General features: G+C 69.4%; 23 protein-coding genes. 16 read left to right on the forward strand and 7 right to left on the reverse strand.

Features of this window, described 5'->3' with window-relative positions; translation table 11 throughout:
* Positions 1–9: 9 nt before the first annotated feature.
* From AC6LKG_RS13485 to AC6LKG_RS13530, 10 genes are all read left to right on the forward strand, one after another.
* Entirely contained in the window at positions 10–1242 is a 1233-nt protein-coding gene (locus AC6LKG_RS13485; RefSeq protein WP_498165069.1) for an MFS transporter, read from the forward strand.
* 126 nt (positions 1243–1368) lie between these two features.
* Positions 1369–2139 carry an IclR family transcriptional regulator gene (locus tag AC6LKG_RS13490; protein ID WP_498165070.1) on the forward strand — a complete coding sequence of 257 codons (771 nt, stop codon included), beginning with the start codon at positions 1369–1371 and terminating at the stop codon, positions 2137–2139.
* Positions 2132–3280 carry a thiolase family protein gene (locus tag AC6LKG_RS13495; RefSeq protein WP_498165072.1) on the forward strand — a complete coding sequence of 383 codons (1149 nt, stop codon included), beginning with the start codon at positions 2132–2134 and terminating at the stop codon, positions 3278–3280. The genes AC6LKG_RS13490 and AC6LKG_RS13495 overlap by 8 nt, the downstream gene beginning before the upstream one ends.
* Positions 3277–3618, forward strand: coding sequence for a Zn-ribbon domain-containing OB-fold protein (locus AC6LKG_RS13500; protein WP_498165073.1), 342 nt, complete (start codon positions 3277–3279; stop codon positions 3616–3618). The genes AC6LKG_RS13495 and AC6LKG_RS13500 overlap by 4 nt, the downstream gene beginning before the upstream one ends.
* A gap of 62 nt (positions 3619–3680) precedes the next feature.
* Positions 3681–4652, forward strand: a complete 972-nt coding sequence (locus AC6LKG_RS13505) for a tripartite tricarboxylate transporter substrate binding protein (RefSeq protein WP_498165074.1) — start codon at positions 3681–3683, stop codon at positions 4650–4652.
* A gap of 36 nt (positions 4653–4688) precedes the next feature.
* Complete coding sequence (locus AC6LKG_RS13510) at positions 4689–6815, forward strand: acetate--CoA ligase family protein (RefSeq protein WP_498165076.1); 2127 nt, start codon at positions 4689–4691, stop codon at positions 6813–6815.
* Between the two features lie 33 nt (positions 6816–6848).
* Positions 6849–7610, forward strand: coding sequence for an SDR family NAD(P)-dependent oxidoreductase (locus AC6LKG_RS13515; RefSeq protein WP_498165077.1), 762 nt, complete (start codon positions 6849–6851; stop codon positions 7608–7610).
* Positions 7611–7638: 28 nt separating this feature from the next.
* On the forward strand, positions 7639–8865 hold the full coding sequence (locus AC6LKG_RS13520) for an acyl-CoA dehydrogenase family protein (RefSeq protein ID WP_498165079.1): 1227 nt from the start codon (positions 7639–7641) through the stop codon (positions 8863–8865).
* Positions 8862–9938: a phosphotransferase family protein gene (locus tag AC6LKG_RS13525; RefSeq protein ID WP_498165080.1), complete on the forward strand. Its 1077-nt coding sequence runs from the start codon at positions 8862–8864 to the stop codon at positions 9936–9938. The genes AC6LKG_RS13520 and AC6LKG_RS13525 overlap by 4 nt, the downstream gene beginning before the upstream one ends.
* Before the next feature lie 9 nt (positions 9939–9947).
* Entirely contained in the window at positions 9948–11591 is a 1644-nt protein-coding gene (locus AC6LKG_RS13530) for an acyl-CoA synthetase (protein ID WP_498165081.1), read from the forward strand.
* A 39-nt stretch (positions 11592–11630) separates the two neighbouring features.
* Here the strand turns inward: AC6LKG_RS13530 and AC6LKG_RS13535 are convergent, their stop codons facing one another.
* From AC6LKG_RS13535 to AC6LKG_RS13555, 5 genes are all read right to left on the reverse strand, one after another.
* The gene (locus tag AC6LKG_RS13535) at positions 11631–12947 is read right to left on the reverse strand and encodes an NAD(P)/FAD-dependent oxidoreductase (RefSeq protein WP_498165082.1); all 1317 of its coding nucleotides are present in this window, start codon (positions 12945–12947) and stop codon (positions 11631–11633) included.
* A 27-nt stretch (positions 12948–12974) separates the two neighbouring features.
* A complete protein-coding gene (locus tag AC6LKG_RS13540) occupies positions 12975–13745 on the reverse strand; it encodes an ABC transporter ATP-binding protein (RefSeq protein ID WP_498165098.1) in 771 nt (256 codons plus the stop codon).
* Between the two features lie 20 nt (positions 13746–13765).
* Positions 13766–14536 carry an ABC transporter permease gene (locus AC6LKG_RS13545; protein WP_498165083.1) on the reverse strand — a complete coding sequence of 257 codons (771 nt, stop codon included), beginning with the start codon at positions 14534–14536 and terminating at the stop codon, positions 13766–13768.
* A gap of 79 nt (positions 14537–14615) precedes the next feature.
* The gene (locus AC6LKG_RS13550) at positions 14616–15617 is read right to left on the reverse strand and encodes an ABC transporter substrate-binding protein (protein WP_498165085.1); all 1002 of its coding nucleotides are present in this window, start codon (positions 15615–15617) and stop codon (positions 14616–14618) included.
* 136 nt (positions 15618–15753) lie between these two features.
* Positions 15754–16725, reverse strand: a complete 972-nt coding sequence (locus AC6LKG_RS13555; protein ID WP_498165087.1) for a LysR family transcriptional regulator — start codon at positions 16723–16725, stop codon at positions 15754–15756.
* Positions 16726–16999: 274 nt separating this feature from the next.
* On the opposite strand from AC6LKG_RS13555, the gene AC6LKG_RS13560 reads away from it, so the two are divergent.
* The 5 genes from AC6LKG_RS13560 to AC6LKG_RS13580 all read left to right on the forward strand — a co-directional run bounded on the left by AC6LKG_RS13560 (position 17000) and on the right by AC6LKG_RS13580 (position 20047).
* On the forward strand, positions 17000–17932 hold the full coding sequence (locus tag AC6LKG_RS13560) for a hypothetical protein (protein ID WP_498165088.1): 933 nt from the start codon (positions 17000–17002) through the stop codon (positions 17930–17932).
* Between the two features lie 106 nt (positions 17933–18038).
* Positions 18039–18629, forward strand: a complete 591-nt coding sequence (locus AC6LKG_RS13565) for a cysteine hydrolase family protein (RefSeq protein WP_498165090.1) — start codon at positions 18039–18041, stop codon at positions 18627–18629.
* 8 nt (positions 18630–18637) lie between these two features.
* Positions 18638–19156: a DUF4189 domain-containing protein gene (locus AC6LKG_RS13570; protein WP_498165092.1), complete on the forward strand. Its 519-nt coding sequence runs from the start codon at positions 18638–18640 to the stop codon at positions 19154–19156.
* A gap of 36 nt (positions 19157–19192) precedes the next feature.
* Positions 19193–19825: a LysE family translocator gene (locus AC6LKG_RS13575; RefSeq protein ID WP_054419531.1), complete on the forward strand. Its 633-nt coding sequence runs from the start codon at positions 19193–19195 to the stop codon at positions 19823–19825.
* A gap of 12 nt (positions 19826–19837) precedes the next feature.
* Positions 19838–20047: a hypothetical protein gene (locus AC6LKG_RS13580; protein ID WP_498165094.1), complete on the forward strand. Its 210-nt coding sequence runs from the start codon at positions 19838–19840 to the stop codon at positions 20045–20047.
* 13 nt (positions 20048–20060) lie between these two features.
* On the opposite strand, the gene AC6LKG_RS13585 is transcribed toward AC6LKG_RS13580, so the two are convergent.
* On the reverse strand, positions 20061–20447 hold the full coding sequence (locus AC6LKG_RS13585) for a YkvA family protein (RefSeq protein WP_498165095.1): 387 nt from the start codon (positions 20445–20447) through the stop codon (positions 20061–20063).
* A gap of 90 nt (positions 20448–20537) precedes the next feature.
* Here AC6LKG_RS13585 and AC6LKG_RS13590 point away from each other — a divergent pair, with 90 nt between their 5' ends.
* Entirely contained in the window at positions 20538–20906 is a 369-nt protein-coding gene (locus tag AC6LKG_RS13590; protein WP_498165096.1) for a VOC family protein, read from the forward strand.
* 86 nt (positions 20907–20992) lie between these two features.
* On the opposite strand, the gene AC6LKG_RS13595 is transcribed toward AC6LKG_RS13590, so the two are convergent.
* Positions 20993–21091, reverse strand: a 99-nt coding sequence (locus tag AC6LKG_RS13595) for an integrase core domain-containing protein (RefSeq protein ID WP_156525619.1), incomplete at its 5' end; no start/stop codon positions are given.

Consider the following 21091-nt stretch of genomic DNA (forward strand, 5'->3'; position numbering starts at 1 on the left):
CCCGCCCCGATGCCCGCCCCTGACTCTCCCAGTCCGCTTTACCGTCCCGCTTTCCTGCATTTCCTGTTCGCGCGCATCGGCGCCTCGCTGGCCTTCCAGATCGTCTCGGTGGCGGTGGGCTGGCAGATCTATGCGCTGTCGGGCAGCGCGCTCGACCTGGGCCTGATCGGGCTGGCGCAGTTCCTGCCGATGGCGGCGCTGACGCTGGTGGTGGGCCACGTGGCCGACCGCTACGACCGCCGCAAGATCGTGGCCGTGTGCATGGCGGTCGAGGCGCTGGCCACGCTGCTGCTGGCGCTGGCCGCGCTGCACGGCATCGGCGGCAAGACGCTGATCTACGCCACCCTCATCATCATGAGTTCGGCGCGCGCCTTCGAGGCGCCCACGCTGACCACGCTGATCCCGGCCATCGTGCCGCGCGAATGGCTGCCGCGCGCCACCGCGCTGTCGTCCTCCGGCGGCCAGATCGCGCAGATCGCCGGGCCGGCGCTGGGCGGCATCGGCTACGGCCTGGGGGCAGGGTGGATCTACTGCGTGGCGGCGGCGCTGTACCTGGGCGGCTTCGCCTGCATCGCCAGCATGTCGATCGACCGCGCCCCGCCGCGCAGGGAACCCACCACCTGGCGCACCCTGTTCGCCGGCATCACCTTCATCTTCCAGCGCCGCATCCTGCTGGGCACGCTGTCGCTGGACCTGTTCGCGGTGCTGCTGGGCGGCGCCACCGCGCTGCTGCCGATCTTCGCCAAGGACATTCTCGATGCCGGCCCCTGGGCGCTGGGCGCGCTGCGCGCGGCGCCGGCCTGTGGCGCCATGCTGATGTCGCTGACGCTGGCGCGCCTGAGCCTGGGCACGCACGTCGGCCGCCTGCTGTTCGGCGCGCTGATCCTGTTCGGCCTGGCCACCACCGTGTTCGGCCTGTCGACCTCGATCCCGCTGTCGGTGGGCGCGCTGGTGGTGCTGGGCGCGGCCGACGCCATCAGCGTGGTGGTGCGCTCGTCGCTGGTGCAGTTGAACACGCCCGATCACATGCTGGGCCGCGTCAGCGCGGTCAACACGCTGTTCGTCGGCGCCTCCAACCAGCTTGGCGAATTCGAGTCCGGCGTGATGGCGGCGCTGCTGGGCGCGGTGCCGGCGGTGGTGGTGGGCGGGCTGGGCACCATCGCGGTGGCGGGGCTGTGGATGCACTGGTTCCCGGAGCTGCGCAGGCTGCGTTCGCTGCATCCGGAAGCCGAACCGGCCTGACCCCGGCCGCATTGCCGGCAAAACCGCGATTGTTGCTGGGCGAAAATTTGTTGCGACGCAACTTTACCCACTTCGCGGGCCTGCCTATCTTGTGACCATGTTCAGCCATCGGGTCATGCCGCTGCCATGTCTTCACCAGATGCAACCCTGGTTTCCGCCACGAAAAAGGTCTGTCGCGTCCTCGCCAGCCTGTCGAACCGGCGCGTCCAGCGCCTGACCGACATCGCCCAGGCGGCGCAGTTGGACGTGTCCACGGCGCTGCGCATCCTGAAGGACCTGGAAGCCGAGAGTTTCGTGGAGCGAGACCCGGAAACCAAGCACTACATGCTGGGGCCGCAGGTCTACGCCATGCACCACGCCATGGTCGACGGCCTTGATCTGCGGGCGCTGGCGCGGCCCGCGCTGATCCGCCTGGCGCGCAGGTTCGGCGACACCGTCATCCTGTCGCTGCCGACCGGCTGGGAGTCGGTCTGCCTGGACCTGTGCTTCGGCGACTATCCGATCCGCGCCAACTACCTGGAGGTCGGCAGCCGCCGACCGCTCGGCATCGGCGCCGGCAGCCTGGCGCTGCTGGCGGCCATGGACGAGAACGAAGCCCAGGCGGTGCTGCCGCCGGTGCACCAGCGGTTGCAGGAACGCTACCCGCGCTATCCGGTGCGGCTGCTGGAACAGATGACGGCGCGCGCCCGCAAGCTCGGCCACGCCATGCTACTGGACGTGGTGGTGGAAAAGATGGGCGGCCTGGGCGTGGCCGTGCGCGGCCCCAGCGGCCGCGCCATCGCCGCGCTGAGCGTGGCGGCCTTGAGCGAGCGCATCGAATCGCGCGAACACGAACTGGCCCAGGCCCTGGCCGCCGAAGCCCGCGCCATCGAACGCGCCTGGATGCCCCATGCCTGACCTCCGCCACGCCTACCTGCTGGCCGCGGCCACCACACGCTTCGGCCGCCACGAAGGCCGCTCGGCCCTGGACCTGATGGCCGAGGCCGCCAACGCCGCGCTGGCGCAATCCGGCCTGCGCCGCGGCGATATCGACGGCGTGCTGTGCGGCTACGCCACCACCTTCCCGCATCTGATGCTGGCCACCCTGCTCAGCGAAAAGCTGGGCCTGGACCCGCACTACGCCCACGGCATGCAGATGGGCGGCGCCACCGGCGCGGCCATGGCGATGCTGGCGCGCGAACTGGTGCGGGCGGGCCGCTGCCGCCGCGTGCTGGTGCTGGCGGGCGAGAACCGCCTGACCGGCCAGGCCGTCGATGCCTCCATCCAGACGCTGGCGCAGGTCGGCGAAGCCGATACCGAGGTGCCCAACGGCGCGTCGGTGCCGGCCTATTACGCGCTGCTGGCTTCAGCCTACATGCACCGGACCGGCACCCGGCGCGAAGACCTGGCCGAGCTGGCCGCGCTGATGCGGCGCCATGCCGCCAGCCACCCCCATGCACACCAGAACGAGCCTGTCAGCGTCGAGCAGGTGCTCGCGTCGCGGCCTATCGCCACCCCGCTGCACCTGCTGGACTGCTGCCCGATTTCCGACGGCGCGGTGGCGCTGGTGGTGGGCGCGGACGCTGGGCCGGTGCGCATCAGCGGCGCCGGGCAGGCCCATCGCCACCAGCACCTGTCGGCGCTGCGCGACATCCTCGACACGGGCGCGGCGCGGTCGCTCCGGCACGCCTACGCCGATGCCGGCATCGCGCAAGACCAGGTCGACTACCTGGGCATCTACGATTCCTTCACCATCACGCTGGCCATGTTGCTGGAAGAACTGGGTTTCGCGCCCCGTGGCGGCGCCGCGGATCGGGCGCGGCGCGGCGATTTCGACGCCGCCGGGCCGTTGCCGCTCAACACCCACGGGGGGCTGCTGTCGTTCGGGCATTCCGGCGTGGCCGGCGGCATGGCGCACGTCGCCGAAGCCTGGACACAATTGGCCGGCCGGGCCGGATCGCGGCAGGCGGGCGCGCCGCGCTGCGCCCTGGTGCATGCGGACGGCGGTGTGCTGTCGGCCCACGTCAGCCTGATATTGCAGGCGGAGGACAAGCGATGAGCACGCGCGATCCCCTGGTTCTGCAGCGCTGCGAAGACTGCGGCGCGTGGTGGGCCCTGCGTCCCTATGCCTGCGCCCATTGCGGCGGCACCAATCTGCCATGGCGGCGCAGCAGCGGCGCGGGCCAAGTGCTGGCGCGCACCGAGATCCACCGCGCGCCCGATGCCTTCTGGCGCGCGCACGTGCCCTACGTGCTGGTGCTGGTGCGCCTGGAAGAGGGCGCGGTGCTGATGGGCCATGCCGACGCCGGCATCTCGCTCGGCCAGCAGGTCCAGGGCCGCGCGATCACGATCGATGGCCGCGCATTGCTCGGTTTCGAGGCGCGCCGGCCGCCTTGAAGCGCCGCCGGCAACACCATCCCCAAGCAGAACAACCTATCCGCACGACGGAGGAGACAATCATGCGCGCAATCGCAGCATGCCGCACGGCCCTGGCCGCGCTTTCCCTGGTGGCAGCCGCCGCCTCGGCCGCCCAGGACTGGCCCGCCAAACCCATCACCCTGGTGGTGCCCTACCCGCCGGGCGGCCCCACCGACATCGTGGCCCGCGTGGTCGCCCAGGGCCTGGGCGACGAACTGAAGCAGACCATCATCGTCGACAACCGCTCGGGCGCGGGCGGCAACATCGGCGCCGACATGGTGGCCAAGGCCGCGCCCGACGGCTACACGCTGCTGCTGGCGACTACCGCCCACGCCATCAACATGTCGCTGTTCAAGAACTTGAACTACGACACCCGCAAGAGCTTTGCCCCGGTATCGCTACTGACCGCCGGCCCGCTGGTGATCGTTGCCCGGCCGGACCTGCCCGCTTCCAACGTGGCCGAACTGATCGCGCTGGCCAAATCGACGCCGGGCAAGCTGACCTTCGCCTCGTCGGGCAACGGCCAGTCCACGCACCTGGCGGCGGAACTGTTCGACGCCATGGCCGGCGTGCGCATGGTGCATGTGCCCTATCGCGGCAGCGCGCCGGCACTGACCGATGTCATGGGCGGACAGGCCGACATCATGTTCGACACCATGCTGTCGTCGATGCCCTACGTCAAGGGCGGCAAGCTCAAGGCGCTTGCCGTTACCGGCGCCCGCCGTTCGCCGGCCGCGCCCGATGTGCCCACCGTGGCCGAAGCCGGGCTGCCCGGCTACCAGGCCACCGCCTGGAACGGGCTGCTGGCCCCCGCCGGCACGCCGGCCCCGGTGGTGCAGCGTCTGAACGGCGCCCTGCAAAAGGTGCTGGGCCGCCCCGACATCCAGCAGAAATTCGCGGCCCAGGGCTTCGCCTCGGAATGGAAGACGCCCGCCGACACGGCGCGCTTCCTCGATGCCGAGATCAAGAAATGGGCCGGCGTGGTCAAGACTTCCGGCGCCACGGTCAACTGACCCCGCGCCCGCCTTCATCCTACCTTGGGGAGTTTCATGGCTTCTGTACCCACCGCCGACATCGGCCTCGCGCGCCTGCTCGATCCGGCCTCGATCGCCATCGTCGGCGCCTCCGACAATCCGGACAAGATCGGCGGCCGGCCCATCCACTACATGCGGCGCCACGGCTATGCGGGCACGCTGTACCCGATCAATCCGCAACGCGCCGAGGTCCAGGGCGAACGCGCCTGGCCCAGCCTGGCGGCCTTGCCCGTGGCCCCGGACCTGGCGATCGTGGCGGTGGCGGGCGAACAGGCGGTGCGGGCCGTGGATGACTGCGCCGCGCTGGGCGTTGCGGCGGCCATCGTCATCTCGGCCGGCTTCTCGGAAACCGGCGAAGCCGGCCGCGCCCTGCAGGATGCGATGACGGCGCGCGCCCGCGCCGCCGGCATGCGCATCGTCGGCCCCAACTCGCAGGGCCTGGCCAACTTCGGCAACGGCGCCATCGCCAGCTTCTCCACCATGTTCCTGGAGGTGGCGCCGGGCGACGGGCCGGTGGCGGTCATCAGCCAGAGCGGCGGCATGTGCGCCATGGTCTACGGCCTGCTGCGCCAGCGCGGCATCGGCGTGCGCCACGTGCACGCCACCGGCAACGAGGCCGACGTGTCGGTCGCCGAACTGGCCTGCGCGACGCTGCGCGATCCGGAAGTCGGCTGCGTGCTGCTGTACCTGGAATCGCTGCGCGAGGCCGGCCCCCTGGCCGAGGCGGCGGCGCTGGCGCGGGCGCGCGGCGTGCCGCTGATCGTGGTCAAGTCGGGCCGCTCCGAGGCCGGCGCGCGCGCCGCGGCCTCGCATACCGGCGCGCTGGCCAACGAGGACCGCGCGGTGGATGCTTTCTTCGAGCACCACGGCATCCTGCGGGCGCGCGATCCGCAGGAACTGGTGCGCTACGCCGAGCTGGCCCTGCGCTGCCCCTTGCCGCAAGGCCCGCGCGTGGTGGTGGTCAGCAACTCCGGCGCCAGTTGCGTGCTGGCCTCGGACGCAGCCGCCGAACGCGGCCTGGAGATCGCGCCGCTGGCCGACGCCACCCAACAGGCGCTGGCCGAGCGCCTGCCCGGCTATGCCACCACCGTGAACCCCGTGGACATCACCGCCGCGCTGCTGTCGAACAACGGCCTGTTCGGCCAGGTGCTGCCTGTAATCGGCGCCGACCCGGCGGCCGACATGTTCCTGCTGGACATCCCGGTGGCTGGGCGCGGCTACGACGTCGATTCTTTCGCGACGGATGCGGCCGGCTTTGCGCGATCCGCTTCAAAGCCGGTGGTGGTGGTGGCCTGGCAGGACAACGTGGCCGCGACCTTCCGCGCGCATGGCCTGCCGGTGTACGCCGACGAGATCCAGGCGATGGACGCGTTGTCGGCGCTGTTGCGTCTGCGCCGGCTGCGCGAACGCGACACCGCGACGCCCGGCATGCAAGGCGCGGCGGCGGCCGACCCGACGCTGGATGCGGCCGGCGGCTTCCTTTCCGAAGCCGCCAGTCTCGCCCTGCTGGCCGCCAACGGGCTGGCGGTGATCGAGCATGCCGTCTGCCACACGGCGGATGAAGCCGTCGCCGCCTGGCGCCGCATCGGCGCGCCGGTCGCCCTGAAAGCCTGCTCGGCGCAATTGCCCCACAAATCCGAGCACGGGCTGGTGGCGCTGGGGCTGAACGACGAAGCCGCGTTGCGCACGGCGTTTGCCCATCAGGCCCAAACCTTGGGTAAGCTGGATGTTCGCGATGGCGCCTGGCTGGTGGCGCGGATGCGGCGCGGCCTGCACGAATGCGCGCTGGGCGCGCGCGTTGATCCGGTGCTGGGGCCAGTCGTCATGATCGGCAGCGGCGGCAAGTACGTCGAGGCGCTGCGCGACGTGGCGGTGCTGATGCCGCCGTTCGACGCCGCGCAAGTGGTCGAAAAGCTGCGCGGCCTGCGCATCGGCGCGCTGCTGCAAGGGGTGCGCGGCGATCCGCCCGCCGACCTGCAGGCCCTGGCGCAACAGGCGGTGGCGCTGGGCCGCTACGCATTGGCGGCCGGCCCGCGCCTTGCGTCGGTCGACATCAACCCGGTGATGGTTGGCGCCGAGGGGCAGGGCGCGGTGGCGGTGGACGCGCTGGTCGAGCTTCATCCCGCCCGCGAGGCGGCGTGATGCCGCCAGCAGACAAACAAAGGAGACGCACCGATGTTTGAAGACCTGAAATCCAAGACCGCGCTGGTCACCGGCGCCTACAGCGGACTGGGCCGCCACTTCGCGCTGCGCCTGGCCGAGGCCGGGGCGCGCGTAGCCTTGTGCGGCCGCCGGACCGAACTGGGCGAAACCCTGGCAACCGAAATCCGCGCCCAGGGCGGCCAGGCCTGCGTCGCGGCCATGGACGTCACCCAACCGGACAGCGTGCAGGCGGCATTCGCGCAGGCGGAGCAGGCGCTCGGACCTATCGACATCGTCATCAACAACGCCGGCATCGCCATGACGCGCCCGGCGCTGGAGATCAGCGAAGACGAGTGGACCGGCCTGATCGACGTCAACCTGAACGGCGCGTGGCGCGTGGCCCAATGCGCCGCGCGCCACTTCCACGGCCACGGCCGGCCCGGCGCCATCGTCAACATCGCCTCGATCCTGGGCCAGCGCGTGGCCTCGCACGTGGCCGCCTACACCGCGGCCAAGGCCGGCCTGCTGCACCTGACCCGCGCCCTGGCGCTGGAATGGGCCCGCCACGGCATCCGCGTGAACGCGCTGGCGCCCGGCTACATCGGCACCGACCTGAACCGCGACTTCTTCGCCACGCCCGCCGGCCAGGCCCTGGTCAAGCGCATCCCGCAGCGCCGCCTGGGCACGCCGCAGGACCTGGACGGCCCCTTGCTGCTGCTGGCCTCCGATGCCTCCGCCTACATGACGGGCGCGGTCATCGACGTCGACGGCGGCCACCTGGCCAGCTCGCTCTGAACCCGCATCCCCATCCGGAGACCCCGCCATGGATTTTTCGCTGCCCCCCGAACTGGAAGACTACCGCCAGCGCGTGCGCGCCTTCGTCGACCGCGAGCTGATTCCGCTGGAGGCCGACCGCGCCAACTACGATGACCACGAGAACATCGACGAAGCCCTGCTGGACCGCGTGCGCGCCAGGGCCCGCGAGGCCGGCCTGTGGGCCCTGCAGATGCCCCGCAATCGCGGCGGCCAGGGCCTGCCGATGGTGGGCCTGGCCGCTTGCTACGAAGAGATGAACCGCTCCATCTTCGGCCCGGCCGCCTTCAACGCCGCCGCCCCCGACGACGGCAACATGCGCGTGCTGGCGCAGGTGGCGCGGCCCGACCAGCAGGACCGCTGGCTGCAACCCATCATCGACGGCAAGGTGCGCTCGTCCTTCGTGATGACCGAACCCAACCCCGGCAGCGGCTCGGACCCGTCGATGATGCGCACCACCGCCACGCGCCAGGGCGACAAGTGGCTGATCCACGGCCGCAAGTGGTTCATCACCGGCGCCGGCGCGGCGCAGCATTTCATCCTGATCGCGCGCACCTCGGACGACGCCCGCAAGGGCCTGTCGGCCTTCCTGTTCGACGCCGACCAGCCCGGCTGGCGCATCGTGCGCCGCATCCCCATCATGGGTCCGGAAGAACACGGCGGCCATTGCGAACTGGAATTCGACGGCCTCGAAATCCCCGACGAGAACCGCCTGATGGAAGTGGGCGACGGCCTCAAGCTGACGCAGATCCGCCTGGGCCCGGCGCGCCTGACCCACTGCATGCGCTGGCTCGGCCTGGCGCGGCGCGCCATGGCGGTGGCGGTGGACTATGTCGGCGAACGCAGCAGCTTCGGCCAGAAGCTGGCCGACCGCGAGGGCGTGCAATGGCTGCTGGGCGACGCCGCCATGCAGATCGAGATCGGCCGCCTGCTCACCATGCGCGCCGCCGCGCGCCTGGACCAGGGCGACTTCGCGCGCAAGGAGATCTCCATGGCCAAGATCGTCGTGTCGGAAACCCTGCACAAGGTTGTCGACACTGCCCTGCAACTGAACGGCGCGCGCGGCTATTCCAAGGACACGCCGCTGGAATGGATCTACCGCTACGCGCGCCAGGCGCGGCTGGTGGACGGCGCCTCCGAAGTCCACAAGATGGTGCTGGCGCGCCACCTGATGGACCAGGGCGACGCGTTCTGGCAGTGGGACGCCGCGGACGCGCCGCGCAAGGCGCTGGTATGAGTACACCCGATCAAGCCGCCAACGCCACGCCCGGCGCCGCCCCCGACTGGCTGCCCGCGCTGGCCGCCTACCTGTCCGCGCAAGGCCTGGGCAACGCCGACGGCCTGCGCGCGCGGGCCTTGACCGGCGGCCAGTCCAACCCGACCTATCTGCTACAAGACGCCAGCGGCGCGCGCGTGCTGCGCAAGCAGCCGCCCGGCGCGCTGCTGCCGTCGGCCCACGCCATCGACCGTGAATACCGCGTCATGGCCGCGCTGGCCGGCACCGCGGTGCCGGTGCCGGCGATGCTGCACTACTGCGCCGACCCCACCATCGTCGGCACGCCGTTCTACCTGATGAGCTACGCCCGCGGCCGCGTTTTCATGGACCCCGCGCTACCCGGCCTGGCGCCCGCCGAGCGCGCCGCGCTCTACGCCGAGACTGGCCGCGTGCTGGCCGCGCTGCACGCCGTGGAACCGGCCGCCGTCGGGCTGGCGGACTACGGCAAGGCTGGCGACTATTTCGCGCGCCAGGTGGCGCGCTGGACCCGCCAGTACCGCGACACCGAGACCACGCCCATCGCCGCCATGGACGCGCTGATCGACTGGCTGCCGCAACATCTGCCGCGGGACGACCAGACCCGCCTGGTGCACGGCGACTACCGCATCGACAACCTGGTGTTCGCGCCCGACGCCCCGCGCGCCATTGCGCTGCTGGACTGGGAACTGTCCACGCTGGGCCACCCGCTGGCGGACCTGGCCTATCACTGCATGTGCTGGCGCATCCCGCCGGCCCTGTGGCGCGGTATCGCCGGCCTGGACCTGGCGGCGCTGGGCATTCCCGGCGAAGCCGAATTCGTGCGCGCCTATTGCGACGCACGCGGCATTGCGCCGCCGCCCAATTGGGATTTCTACCTGGCCTACAGCTTCTTTCGCATCGCCGCGATCCTGCAAGGCGTGTATGCCCGGGCCCGCGCCGGCAATGCCGCCGCCACGGACGCGCTGGAGATGGGCGCGCGCGTCGAACCGCTGGCCGCGCTCGGCTGGCAGGCCGCGCAACGCGAATCCGCACGCCTGGCCGCCGCCGGCCACTAGGAGCGCATCATGACCGCATCGTCCAGCGACGCACTACCGCGCAACGCCGCCAACCACCAGCCGCTGACACCGCTCGGCTTCCTGCAATGGGCCGCCGCCGTCTACCCGGAGCGCGCCGCGCTACTGCACGGCGATGCCCGCCAAAGCTGGCGCGCCACCTATGGACGCTGCCGGCAACTGGCCGCCGCGCTCACCGCCTGGGGCGTGCGCCGCGGCGACGTGGTGGCGGTGCTGGCGCCCAACACGCCGGCCCTCTACGAGGCGCACTTCGGCGTGCCGATGGCCGGCGCCGTGCTGAACGCGCTCAACACCCGCCTGGACGCGCGCACGCTGGCGTTCATCCTGGAACACGGCGGCGCCAGCATGCTGCTGTACGACAGCGAATACGCCCCCCTGGTGCGCGAAGTGCTCGGTCACCTGCCCGCGCCGCCGCGCACCGTGCGCATCGAAGACAGCGAATACGCCGGCCCCCACGGCGACCTGGGCGACGCCGAATATGAAGCCTGGCTCGCCGCGCACCCGGCCGACGCGCCCTGGGAAGGACCGCGGGACGAATGGGACAACCTGTGCCTGAACTACACCTCGGGCACCACCGGCAACCCCAAGGGCGTGCTCTACCACCATCGTGGCGCCTATCTCAACGCCACCGGCAACGTGCTGGCCTGCGGCATGCCGCCGCATGCGGTCTACCTGTGGACGCTGCCCATGTTCCACTGCAACGGCTGGTGCTTTCCGTGGACCCTGGCGGCGCTGGCCGGCACCAACGTCTGCCTGCGGCGCGTGGAGCCGGCCGCCATCTTCGAGGCCATCCGCCGCCACCAGGTCGGCTTCTTCTGCGCCGCCCCCGTGGTGCTGAACATGCTGGTCAACGCCCCCGCCGATGTGCGTCACCGCGCCGCGCATCGCGTGCAGGCCATGACCGGCGGCGCCGCGCCGCCCGCCGCCATCATCGAAGCGATGGAACAACTGGGCGTGGCCGTCACCCACCTGTATGGCCTGACCGAAACCTATGGCCCGTCGATCAACTGCGCCTGGCACGAGGAATGGGATCAACGCCCCCTGGCCGAGCGCGCCGCGCTCAAGGCCCGCATCGGCGTGCGCAAGCTCAACGTCGAAGCCGTGCAAGTGATGGACGCCGCGATGCAGCCGGTGCCGGCCGACGGCGCCACGCTGGGCGAGATCATGCTGCGCGGCAATACCCTCATGAAAGGCTACCTGCGCAACCCCGAGGCCACCGCCGAAGCGTTCGCCGGCGGCTGGTTCCATTCCGGCGACCTGGCCGTGGTGCACCCCGACGGCTACATCGAGATCAAGGACCGCGCCAAGGACATCATCATCTCGGGCGGCGAGAACATCTCCACCGTCGAAATCGAAAGCGTGCTGTATCGCCACCCCGACGTGCTGGAAGCCGCCGTGGTGGCGCGCCCCGATGCGGTGTGGGGCGAAACGCCCTGCGCCTTCGTCACGTTGAAAGCGGGCGCATCGCGCAGCGCCGATGAGCTGATCGCCTATTGCCGCGAACACCTGGCGCGCTTCAAGACGCCGCGCACCGTGGTGTTCGGCGCCCTGCCCAAGACCTCCACCGGCAAGGTGCAGAAATTCGTGCTGCGCGAGCAGGCCGCGGCGCTGCCGGCCAGCGACGCCGGCCCTTGAGACACGGGCCGGACCGCCGCGCGCGGCAGCGGGCGGCGTTCAGCGCTCCAGTCCGGCCTGCCGGGCTTGCCGCGCGATCGCTATCATCACGCCGATCCGCCGCAATGGATCGGGCGGCAGCCAGTTCGGGCGTTCGAAGGCGGCCAGGTCGTCCAGCATCGGGCTGCGCCTGCCCGCCAGCAACTCGCCCAGCAACTTGCCGTGGATCGTGCCCTTGATGACGCCCGCGCCATTGCAGCCCACCGCCGCATACAGGCCCGGCTGGATCTGACCCACAAAAGACGCCCCGTTGCCCGTCAACGCCGTGGAACCGCTCCAGACATATTCAAATGCATGCGAGGCCAGCTCGGGATAGCGGCGCTGAAACGAATCGCGCAGCAATTGCGCCATGCGTTCCAGCGGCTGCTCGGTCTCGTACGAATACGCGCTGCGCACCATGAAGCGGCCGCCGTCGATGCGGCGCAGCGTCGTGCCCAGGCGATTGGCCGGGATCACCCCCCATTGATCCCGGTCGCCCAACAGCGCCAACTGCGCCGGCGCCAGCACCGGCGTAACCCCGGCATAGGTGTAGATGGTGATGAGCCGGCTGCGCAGGAACCCCAGCTTGCGCGCGAACGCGTTGTTGGCCAGCACCACGTTATCGGCCACGAACTGCCCGCCGCGCGTGCGCACGGTGTACGGCCCGCCGCCGCTTATCGCCTGCACCGGATTGTTCTCCATGAGCCAGACGTTCCCGGGCAAGGTGTCGGCCAGTCCGCGGATCAGCGCGGCCGGCTGCACGAAAACGTTGTTCATGGAGTGGTACCCGAACTCGTAATAGCGGGTTCCCAGGCGCTGGTGCAATGCCTCGCGATCCAGTTCCGTGTACGCCACGCCCCAATCGCGATACTGCGCCAGCGAGCCGTCCAGGTTCCTGCGCCCCCGCGCCGTGGCCGCCGCGTGGTACTTGCCGGCAACGTCCCAGCCGCAATCGAAACCGCCCTGCTGCGCCAATTGCGCCAGCCAGTCCAGCCCGCTCTGGTACATGGCGATCTGCTTGCGCGCCACCTGCAAGGGGCTGTGGTGGCCGCTCATGCGCGTGTTGTGCGGCAGGTTGATCAGAAAGCCCGAGTTGCGGCCGGCGGAACCTTCGCCGGCCACTGTGGCATCGAGCACCAGAATGGGTTCCTGCGGCCGCAGTTCGGCCAGCCGCCGCGCGGCCGCCAGCCCGGTGTAGCCGGCGCCGACGATCACATGCCCGAAGCGGCTGTGCGGCGGCGCCGTCTCGCGCGGAGCGCGGCGCGGCAGCATGGCGTTCCAGCCCGAACCGCTCTGGTATTGGGGATAAGTCTGCGATGGCCCTGATGGGTGAGGCATGATGGCTTCAGTGTTGCGGTTGACGGATCATTGGTCGGCGCGCGCCTGCAGGCTGCGCATGACTTCGTTCTGCACGATGCTCCAGATCTGCGACTTGAGCTCGATATAGCGCGGCGAGAGCTGCGCGTCGGCGTTGCGCGGGTAGGGCAGGTCATTGGCGATGTCGCAGGCCACCCGTCCCGGGCGCGCGCTCATGATGACCATGCGGTTCGACAGCAACAGCGCCTCGTCGATGGAGTGCGTGATGAAGATGATGGTCTTGCCGCTGCGCTCGTAGATGCGCGTGAGTTCTTCCTGCAGCACCTGCCGGGTCATGGCATCCAGCGCGGCAAAGGGTTCGTCCAGCAGGATGACGTCGGGGTCGTTGGCCAGCACCCGCGCAATCGACACGCGCTGCCGCATGCCGCCGGACAGAGCCTTCGGGTAGGCGCTCTCGAAGCCCTTCAGGCCCACCATCTCGATGAACCGCTGGGCGGTCTCCCGCCGTTCGGCGGCGGGCACGCCCTTGAGCTTGAGCCCGAAGGCGACGTTCTCCGCCACGCTCAGCCAGGGGAACAGCGCATACTGCTGGAACACCATGCCGCAATGCGGATCGACGTCGCGCACCTCGCGGCCATTGACCACGATGCGCCCCGCGCTGGGTTTCTCGAAGCCGGTAATCAGATTGAGCAGCGTCGACTTGCCGCACCCCGACGCGCCCAGCACCACCAGGAATTCGCCGCGCCTGACCTGCAGATCGACACCCTGCAAGGCGTGAAAGGATCCAAAGGACTTGGAAATGCCTTCGATGGAGATCATCGTATCGTTCACCGTGCCGTTCAACGCGACCATGCCAACACCCTGTTTTCAATCACTCGGAAGACCACGTCGGTCACCAGCACCGTGACGCTGATCAACGCCATGCCCAGCACCACCGTGTCGGTCTGGAAGAATTCCTTGCCGTTCATGATGAGAAAGCCCAGGCCTTCCTTGGCGGCAACCAGCTCGGCGGAAATGACGCAGGTCCATGACAGCCCCAGGATCACCTTGAAGCCGCTGAAGATCTGCGGCAGGCTGGCCGGCAGGATCACCATGCGCATCACTTGCGGCCGCGAGGCGCCGAGATTGCGGGCGGCGCGGATCAGCAGCGGATCGATATTGCGCGTCGCTTCGATCACATACAGCAACGCCGGTGCGAACGTGCCCATGAACACGATGCTGTACTTCTGCGTTTCGGTAATGCCGAACCACAGCAGCGACAGCGGAATCCAGCTCATCGAGGGCAATGGCCGCAGGAACGACAGGATGGGGTCGAAAGCGGCGCGTGCGCGCAACGACGTGCCCAGAAAGATACCCAGGGGAATCGCCAGCGCCGTGGCCGCCGCGAAACCCACCATGACCCGGCGCGCGGACGCCAGAATATGGCCCATCAGCACGCCCTGGTCCCACATCCCGGCCATGCGGGCGAAGACGGACGAGGGCGAGGGCAGGAACAGCGCATCCACCCATTGCAGGCGGCAGGCGCCTTCCCAGAACAACAGCAGCGCAATCACGGACACACTGCTGATCAACAGCAGGTCCGGACGACGCTGGCGGTAAGAGACATTCATCGTTCAATTCCTGGCACAAGGGCAGGCGCGCGGCGCGCGCCCGCCGGATTCAATCGTCGGTGGACGGCAGCGGCGCCGCCTACAGATAGGCGGGATCGACCCAGTCGCGCACGGCAGGCGCCTTGTCGATCTGCCCGTAGCGCACCATCATTTCCGCCAGCTTCTGCAGGCCGTCGATGTATTTACCCCCCGGGGCCAGCAGCGCCGCCTGCTCGGCGGCGCCATACCAGTCGGCGCCCTTGACCATTTCAAGCTGATCGGCGGGCGCCAGCTTGGTCAATGGCATCAGCGCCGCCACCGTGCTGTCCGGTTGCCCGCGCAATTGCTCGTTGGCGCGGAAGTACGCTTTGAGAAAGCGCCTGACGGCCTCGGGATGCTTGTCCAGGAACGCGCGGCGCGCCACCAGCACATCGGGCCCCGGGGTGACGCCATACGCCTGGTAGAGCGAGAACCGGGTATCGTCGGCCAGCAGCCGCGCGCCAGGCATGGCGCGGATGGCATTGAACTGCGGCGTCCATGCGGCGGCGGCGTCGATCTGGCCGGCCTGGAAGGCCGCCGGCATCTCCGGCGCGGGCACATTCAACACCGTCACGTCCTTGCCGGGCTTGAGCCCCGCCTGTTCCAGCAGATTGAGCACCAGCAGGTGCGCGCTGGAGGCAAAGGTCACACCGATCTTTTTGCCCTTCAGGTCCTGCAGGCCTTGCACCCCATCGCGCACGATCAGGCCTTCGACCCGGCCGAAGTTCTCCGGCACGCCGATGATGGCGAAATGGCGCGAGCCGCGCGACATGACCGCCAGGGCCGCCGGCGCCGCCGTGACCGCCATATCGATATTGCCCGACAGCAACGCACTGACACGCGCCGACGTGGTGCCGAACGACTCCCAGCCCACGTCCAGCCCCTCCTGCTTGAAGTAGCCGGCCTGGATCGCCAGCCAGGCCGGATAGTGGCCCAGCCAGGCCGATCCCCCGTAGCGGACGGCCTGCGCCTGCGCCGCCCGGGCCCGTCCGGCCAGCGGCAGCGCCAGGGCCGCGGCGCTCATGGCGGCGCCTTGGATGAATCTGCGTCTTGTCTCCTGCATGTCCTTCTCCCTTGTTATCGTGTGCCGCCCCAGGCAAAGGCCCCTGGTGGGGACAGCATGCACACGTGCGTGTGCGCGGCCCAGGGGCCCGCTTTCCTGTCCATTCGCCGCGCCATCCCGGCGCTGGCGCGGCCGGTCAACACAGCCGCATCTGCCGCCCCAGCCAAGGCAGCCGCGCCCCCACCTGGGGGAAGATCTCCGTCTCCAGCGCCGTGCGGCTGATCTGCCAGAACATATCGGCCATCTCTCCGAATTCGTCCTGCCGCGATACCTGGTGCAGCGTGCGCGCCAGGCCCGGCCCCGGCAGCGGCAGCACCGCCACCCGGTCGAGCCAGGAGCGGCCCTGCAGCAGGCACAGCGGCGTCATCAGGGCCCAGCCCAGATTGGCGGCGATCATCGCCATCACCACATCGCTGGTGTCGATCTCCAGGAACGGCGGCGCGGTCACGCTGCAACGGCGCATATGGCGTTCGATCATGGCGCCGAAATGCGAACGGCCGCTGAAGCGGATGAACGGCGCGGCCTGGGCCGCCTGGCGCAGGTCCATGCGCGCAAACGCATCGGCGCGCGCCGCCGGCACCACCAGCGCGAACGGCTCGGTCAGGATGGCGCGCCGCGCCAGGCCGTCCACATCGTCCAGGGCGTCGGTGGTGACGATGATGTCAACCTGCCGGTTCAGCAGCGCCTGGGCGTGGCCATAGGCCAGCCCCGACCACACCAGCACCTGGCTGGCGCTTTGCGTCAGCCGCTTGACGATGGCCGGCCCCGTCGTGGCCGCGAACGAGTCGATCATGCCGATGCGGATCGCGGGCCGGTTCATCAAGTCCGCCTCGCGCACCTGCGAGATCAGCCGGTCCACGTCATCCACGATCTGGCGCGACTGCCGATGCAGCGTCACGCCGGCCGGCGTCAGCCGGTAGGGCCGGCGCGACCGGTCCAGCACCCGCATGCCCAGCGTGCTCTCGATCTGGGAAATGGTCTGCGACACGGCCGACTGCGTGATGTTCAGCGCCTGGGCCGCCGCCGACAGGCTGTCGGCGGATGCCACCGCGGCGAAGATGCGCAGCATGCGGATGTCCAGGCTCGAATCGTTCTTCAGCGCGCCCATGTTGTCTCCTATCAGGGATGCTAAAAATGCGGCGATGCCCGGTCAAAGAAATGCCGGCACCTTAAGTAAATCTAATACTCAACATTAGCTGCCTTGAAGGCCTCGCGGACCCGGAGCGCGTCCGCCACGGCCCCCCGGCCGCGGCGCTTGCGCCATTGGCAAACGGACACAATTGGCAAACTGTTGTGCGACGCGAACAGCGGCGCGCCACTAAGATGGCGCCGCACCACGCGCGACCGGTGCATCCCCAAGGACCGACGAGACCCCACCTCACATGAAAACGCGTCTGAACGCCCGCGATTCCTCTGGCCGCCCGCTACTGCGTGTCGCCCTGGCCAGCCTGGTCGCCGCCACCCTGGCCGCGTTCGGCGCGGGCGCGGGCGCCGGCGCGGCCCGCGCCGCCGAGCCCGCCGCTGCTGGCAAACTGTCGGCGGCCCAGGCCGCGCAAACCGCCCAGGCCGCCGCCGTCACCCCGCCCGACGCGCCCACGGTGATGTACGCCATCTACCAGATCGACGGCAAAGGCGCCGATTCGTACGAGGTGGCCAACGGCAGCATCGCCACCTACTGGTTCGGCCACGCCTTCGAACTGAACGGCACGCAGTACTTCACCGGCTTCACCTGGGACACCCGCGAGCGCTACGGCCAACCCGGCGAGGACGAAGCCGGCCCCGACACCCAGGTCAACCTGGCCGAAGCCACCTTCACCCTGACCGGCTCCAGCGCCGAACGCCCCTGGAAATTCCGCGGCATGGAGCACACCATCGGCATGTTCGGCGCCTATGAACGGCCCGAGGCCGTCGACACCCGGCGCAAGCCGCTCGAATACCGCACGCCCGCCGGCAAGCTGATGCTGGCCGTGCCGACGCAAGGCTTCGACAACGGCACCAGCTTCGAGGGCTACGCGCTGTTCGTCTTCAACATCGGCCCGCGCGACGAACTCAAGGACAAGGTCTGGACCTACGTCGGCAGCATCCTCACCGGCGACGACAACAGCGCCGCCTGCGCCGACGGCGACGTGATGCCCTGTGTCGCCAAAACCGGCAAGCTGACCTTCGCCGCGCAGCCGGGCAGCGACATGCCGAAACTCACCGTCACCCCCAGCGGCACCGAGATCGCCGGCCCGGGCAAGACCCGCCAACTGGGCGCGGCCGACGCGGTCACCTACGTCTACGACGCAGCCGGCAAGCAGTACACCGAGAAATAAGCGACAACGCGGAAGGCGCGCGGGTCGATCACCCGATGCGCGCCCCGGCGCCGCGCGACTGCCGCTACACTGAGAGGTCATGACGAACCTCTTCGCGGAGTGGCACATGACCGCCCAGCCCCTGGCCATCGCCCCGGCGCGCAGCGCCCTGCTGGTCATGCATTACCAGACCGACATCATGGACCTGTTCCCGGCGGTCGCCCCCACGCTGCTGGCCAATACGCGGCAGCTTTGCGATGCCGCCCGCCGCGCCGGTGTAAGCGTCTACTTCGCCAAGATCCATTTCAGCCCTGGCTACCCGGAAGTCTGCCCGCGCAACAAGAACGGGCAGGGCATCAAACAACTGGGCCGCTTCGTGCATGACCGCGTCTCGCCCGAACTCGGCCGGCGCGACGACGAACCCATCATCCTGGCCCACCGCGCCAGCGTGTTCTTCGGCACCGACCTGCAACCCCGGCTATCGGCCCAGGGCATCGACACCCTGATCATGGTGGGCGTCGCCTCCACCGGCGTCATGCTGTCGTCCATCGCCCACGCCAGCGACGCCGACTACCGCCTGCTGACCGTCAAGGACTGTTGCCACGACCCCGACCCGGTCGTGCACGACCACCTGTTCGCGACCGCTTTCGAGTCACGCACGACCGTGCTGTCGCTGGACGCCGCCCTGTCCCTGCTGGGCGGTCTATCGAACGAATGAGTTGACCCATGCGTACCCTGATCATTGCCTGCCTTGCCATCGCCCTGAACCTGTCATTCGCCGCCACGGCGCAAGCCGAGCACGGCTGCCCCGCCGGCTACACCCCCAGCGCCGTCACGCCCGGCCAGCAATGCGTGCCGATCCCGGGCGAAATCCGCGCGGACGGACCGTCCGCACCGGTCTCGCGCCAGGCCCAGCGCTGGGGCGCCGTCGCCTATGACGCGCCCTCGGGCGTGATCGGCATCGCCGCCGAGTGGGCCAGCAAGGCCAAGGCCGAAAAAGACGCGCTGGCCCAATGCACCGCCAAGGGCGGCGCCCGCTGCGAGATCAACATCAGCTACCGCGACCAGTGCGTGGCGGTCGCCTACGGCCCGTCGCCCAAGGGCAGCGGCGTCATGGTGCGTTCCGCCACCGCCGCCAGCGAAGAACTGGCCCGCATGCGCGCCATGGAAACCTGCGCAAAAGACAGCGGCACCAGTTGCCAGACGTTCTACACCGGTTGCAGCCTGCCCCAGCAGCCCCGCTAAGACCCCGTCCACGCCCCGCCCGCCGAAGAACCTTCCATGCTCGACCCCGCCACCCTCGTCCTCTTTGGCGGCGCCTGCGTCGCGCTGGCCATGACGCCCGGCCCCGACATGCTGCTGATCGCCTCTCGCAGCGCCGCGCAGGGCAGGGCCGCCGGCTTCGCCTCGCTGGCCGGCATCCAGGCCGGCACCTACTGCCACGCGCTGCTGGCGGCCTTCGGCCTGTCGCAGCTATTCGTGGCGGTGCCCATGGCCTACGACGCGGTGCGCTTCGCCGGCGCGCTCTACCTGCTGTACCTGGCCGTGCGCGCGTTCCGCTCGCGCCCCGTGTCGCACATGCCCGATGCCGCCCGGGCCCGCTCGCCCGTGCGCGAAGTCTTCCTGCAAGGCCTGCTGACCAACCTGCTCAACCCCAAGATGGCGCTGTTCGTGCTGGCGCTGTTCCCGCAGTTCGTGCGCCCGCAGGACGGCTCGGTGGCCCTGCAGATCCTGGTGCTGGCCACCATCCTCAACGTCATCGGCCTGTTCATCAACGGCGCCGTCATCCTGGCCGCGCACCAGCTCAGCCGGCGCTGGGCCGGCCGCCAACGCGTGTCGCGCTGGCCGCAGTACGTACTGGGATCGGTGTTCCTGGCGCTGGCGCTGCGCCTGGCCACCGCCAGCCGCAACTGACACGCACGCTCCATGCAAAAGATCGAAGGCCACGAATTCCGCAAGGCCCTGGACAAGGGCGACACGCATTTCCACGACCTGCACCTGCACGACTGCGCCTTCGACGAATCCGACCGGCCGGCCATGCTGCTGGCCGCATCCCTGGGCGCGCCGAAGAAGCGGCGTGACGAGGAGCTGGGCGCGATCGCGGAGTTGCGCACGCTTGGATTTCTGGAAGATTGAACCGCGTGCCGCGTCAGCGCCATAGCCAGTAGCCGACTGCCGTCACCACCGCCATCCACAGCACCACGATCACCACCGCGCCCACCCGGCTGCGCGGCTTTTCGCGCTTGGCCTGGATCCACGCGTCCGCCTGGTTGCGGCATTCCCGCAGCACATCTGGCGGCAACAGCTTGATGGCCAGCCAGATCAGGCCCGGCAGCAACAGCACGTCATCCAGATAACCCAGCACCGGGATGAAATCGGGAATCAGGTCGATCGGACTCAGCGCGTAGGCCACCACGAACACGCCCAGCGCCTTGGCGTGCCAGGGCGTGCGGGGGTGCTTGCCGGCGAACCAGAGGGTCAGGCCATCGCGCTTGATGCGCCGGGCCCAGGTTTTGAGGCGGTCGCGGGTTGACATGGGATGGGCTCTGCGGCTCGGGGAACGGCGATGAATTCCAGGTTGCTAACCCGAAGGATAAAACGTCATCGGGCGATCCATGAAAGAATCGTGTGGCTCCCCATCGCGCAGGACATCGCCATGCCGCTTTCCGCCTTGCTGCACACCATCGATCTCGCCGCAACCCGCGACTTTTACGGGTCTGTGCTTGGCTTCACCGTCACCGACTCCGCCGAAGGCACGCTCACGGTGGAGCAACACGGGGGCCGGCTGATCTTCACCACGCTCGATCTGTGGAAGCGGGTGCCAGGATTCAGCGGCACCCTGTATTTCTCGCTTCCCGATGTCGAAGCGTTCTACCGGCAGGTCAAGGACAAGACACCCATCGCCTGGCCATTGCAACGCATGGCCTATGGCTCCCATGAGTTCGGGCTGGTGGATGGCAACGGATATACGCTGGCGTTTGTGCAGGGCGTTTGACGCGGACTCGTGGCACAGACCGGCAGCTATGTGGGATGAGAAACCACGGAAACGCTGATGTAATGACCCAGCAGAACCTGCTCAGTTTAAGCGGCTAATGCAAATGCCTCAGCCGGGGTCTTCATGCCGAGCGCCTGGTGTGGGCGCCGGTGGTTATAAAAGCGTATCCAGTCCCCTACAACGCG

Source organism: Achromobacter sp. 46006 (assembly GCF_059761975.1).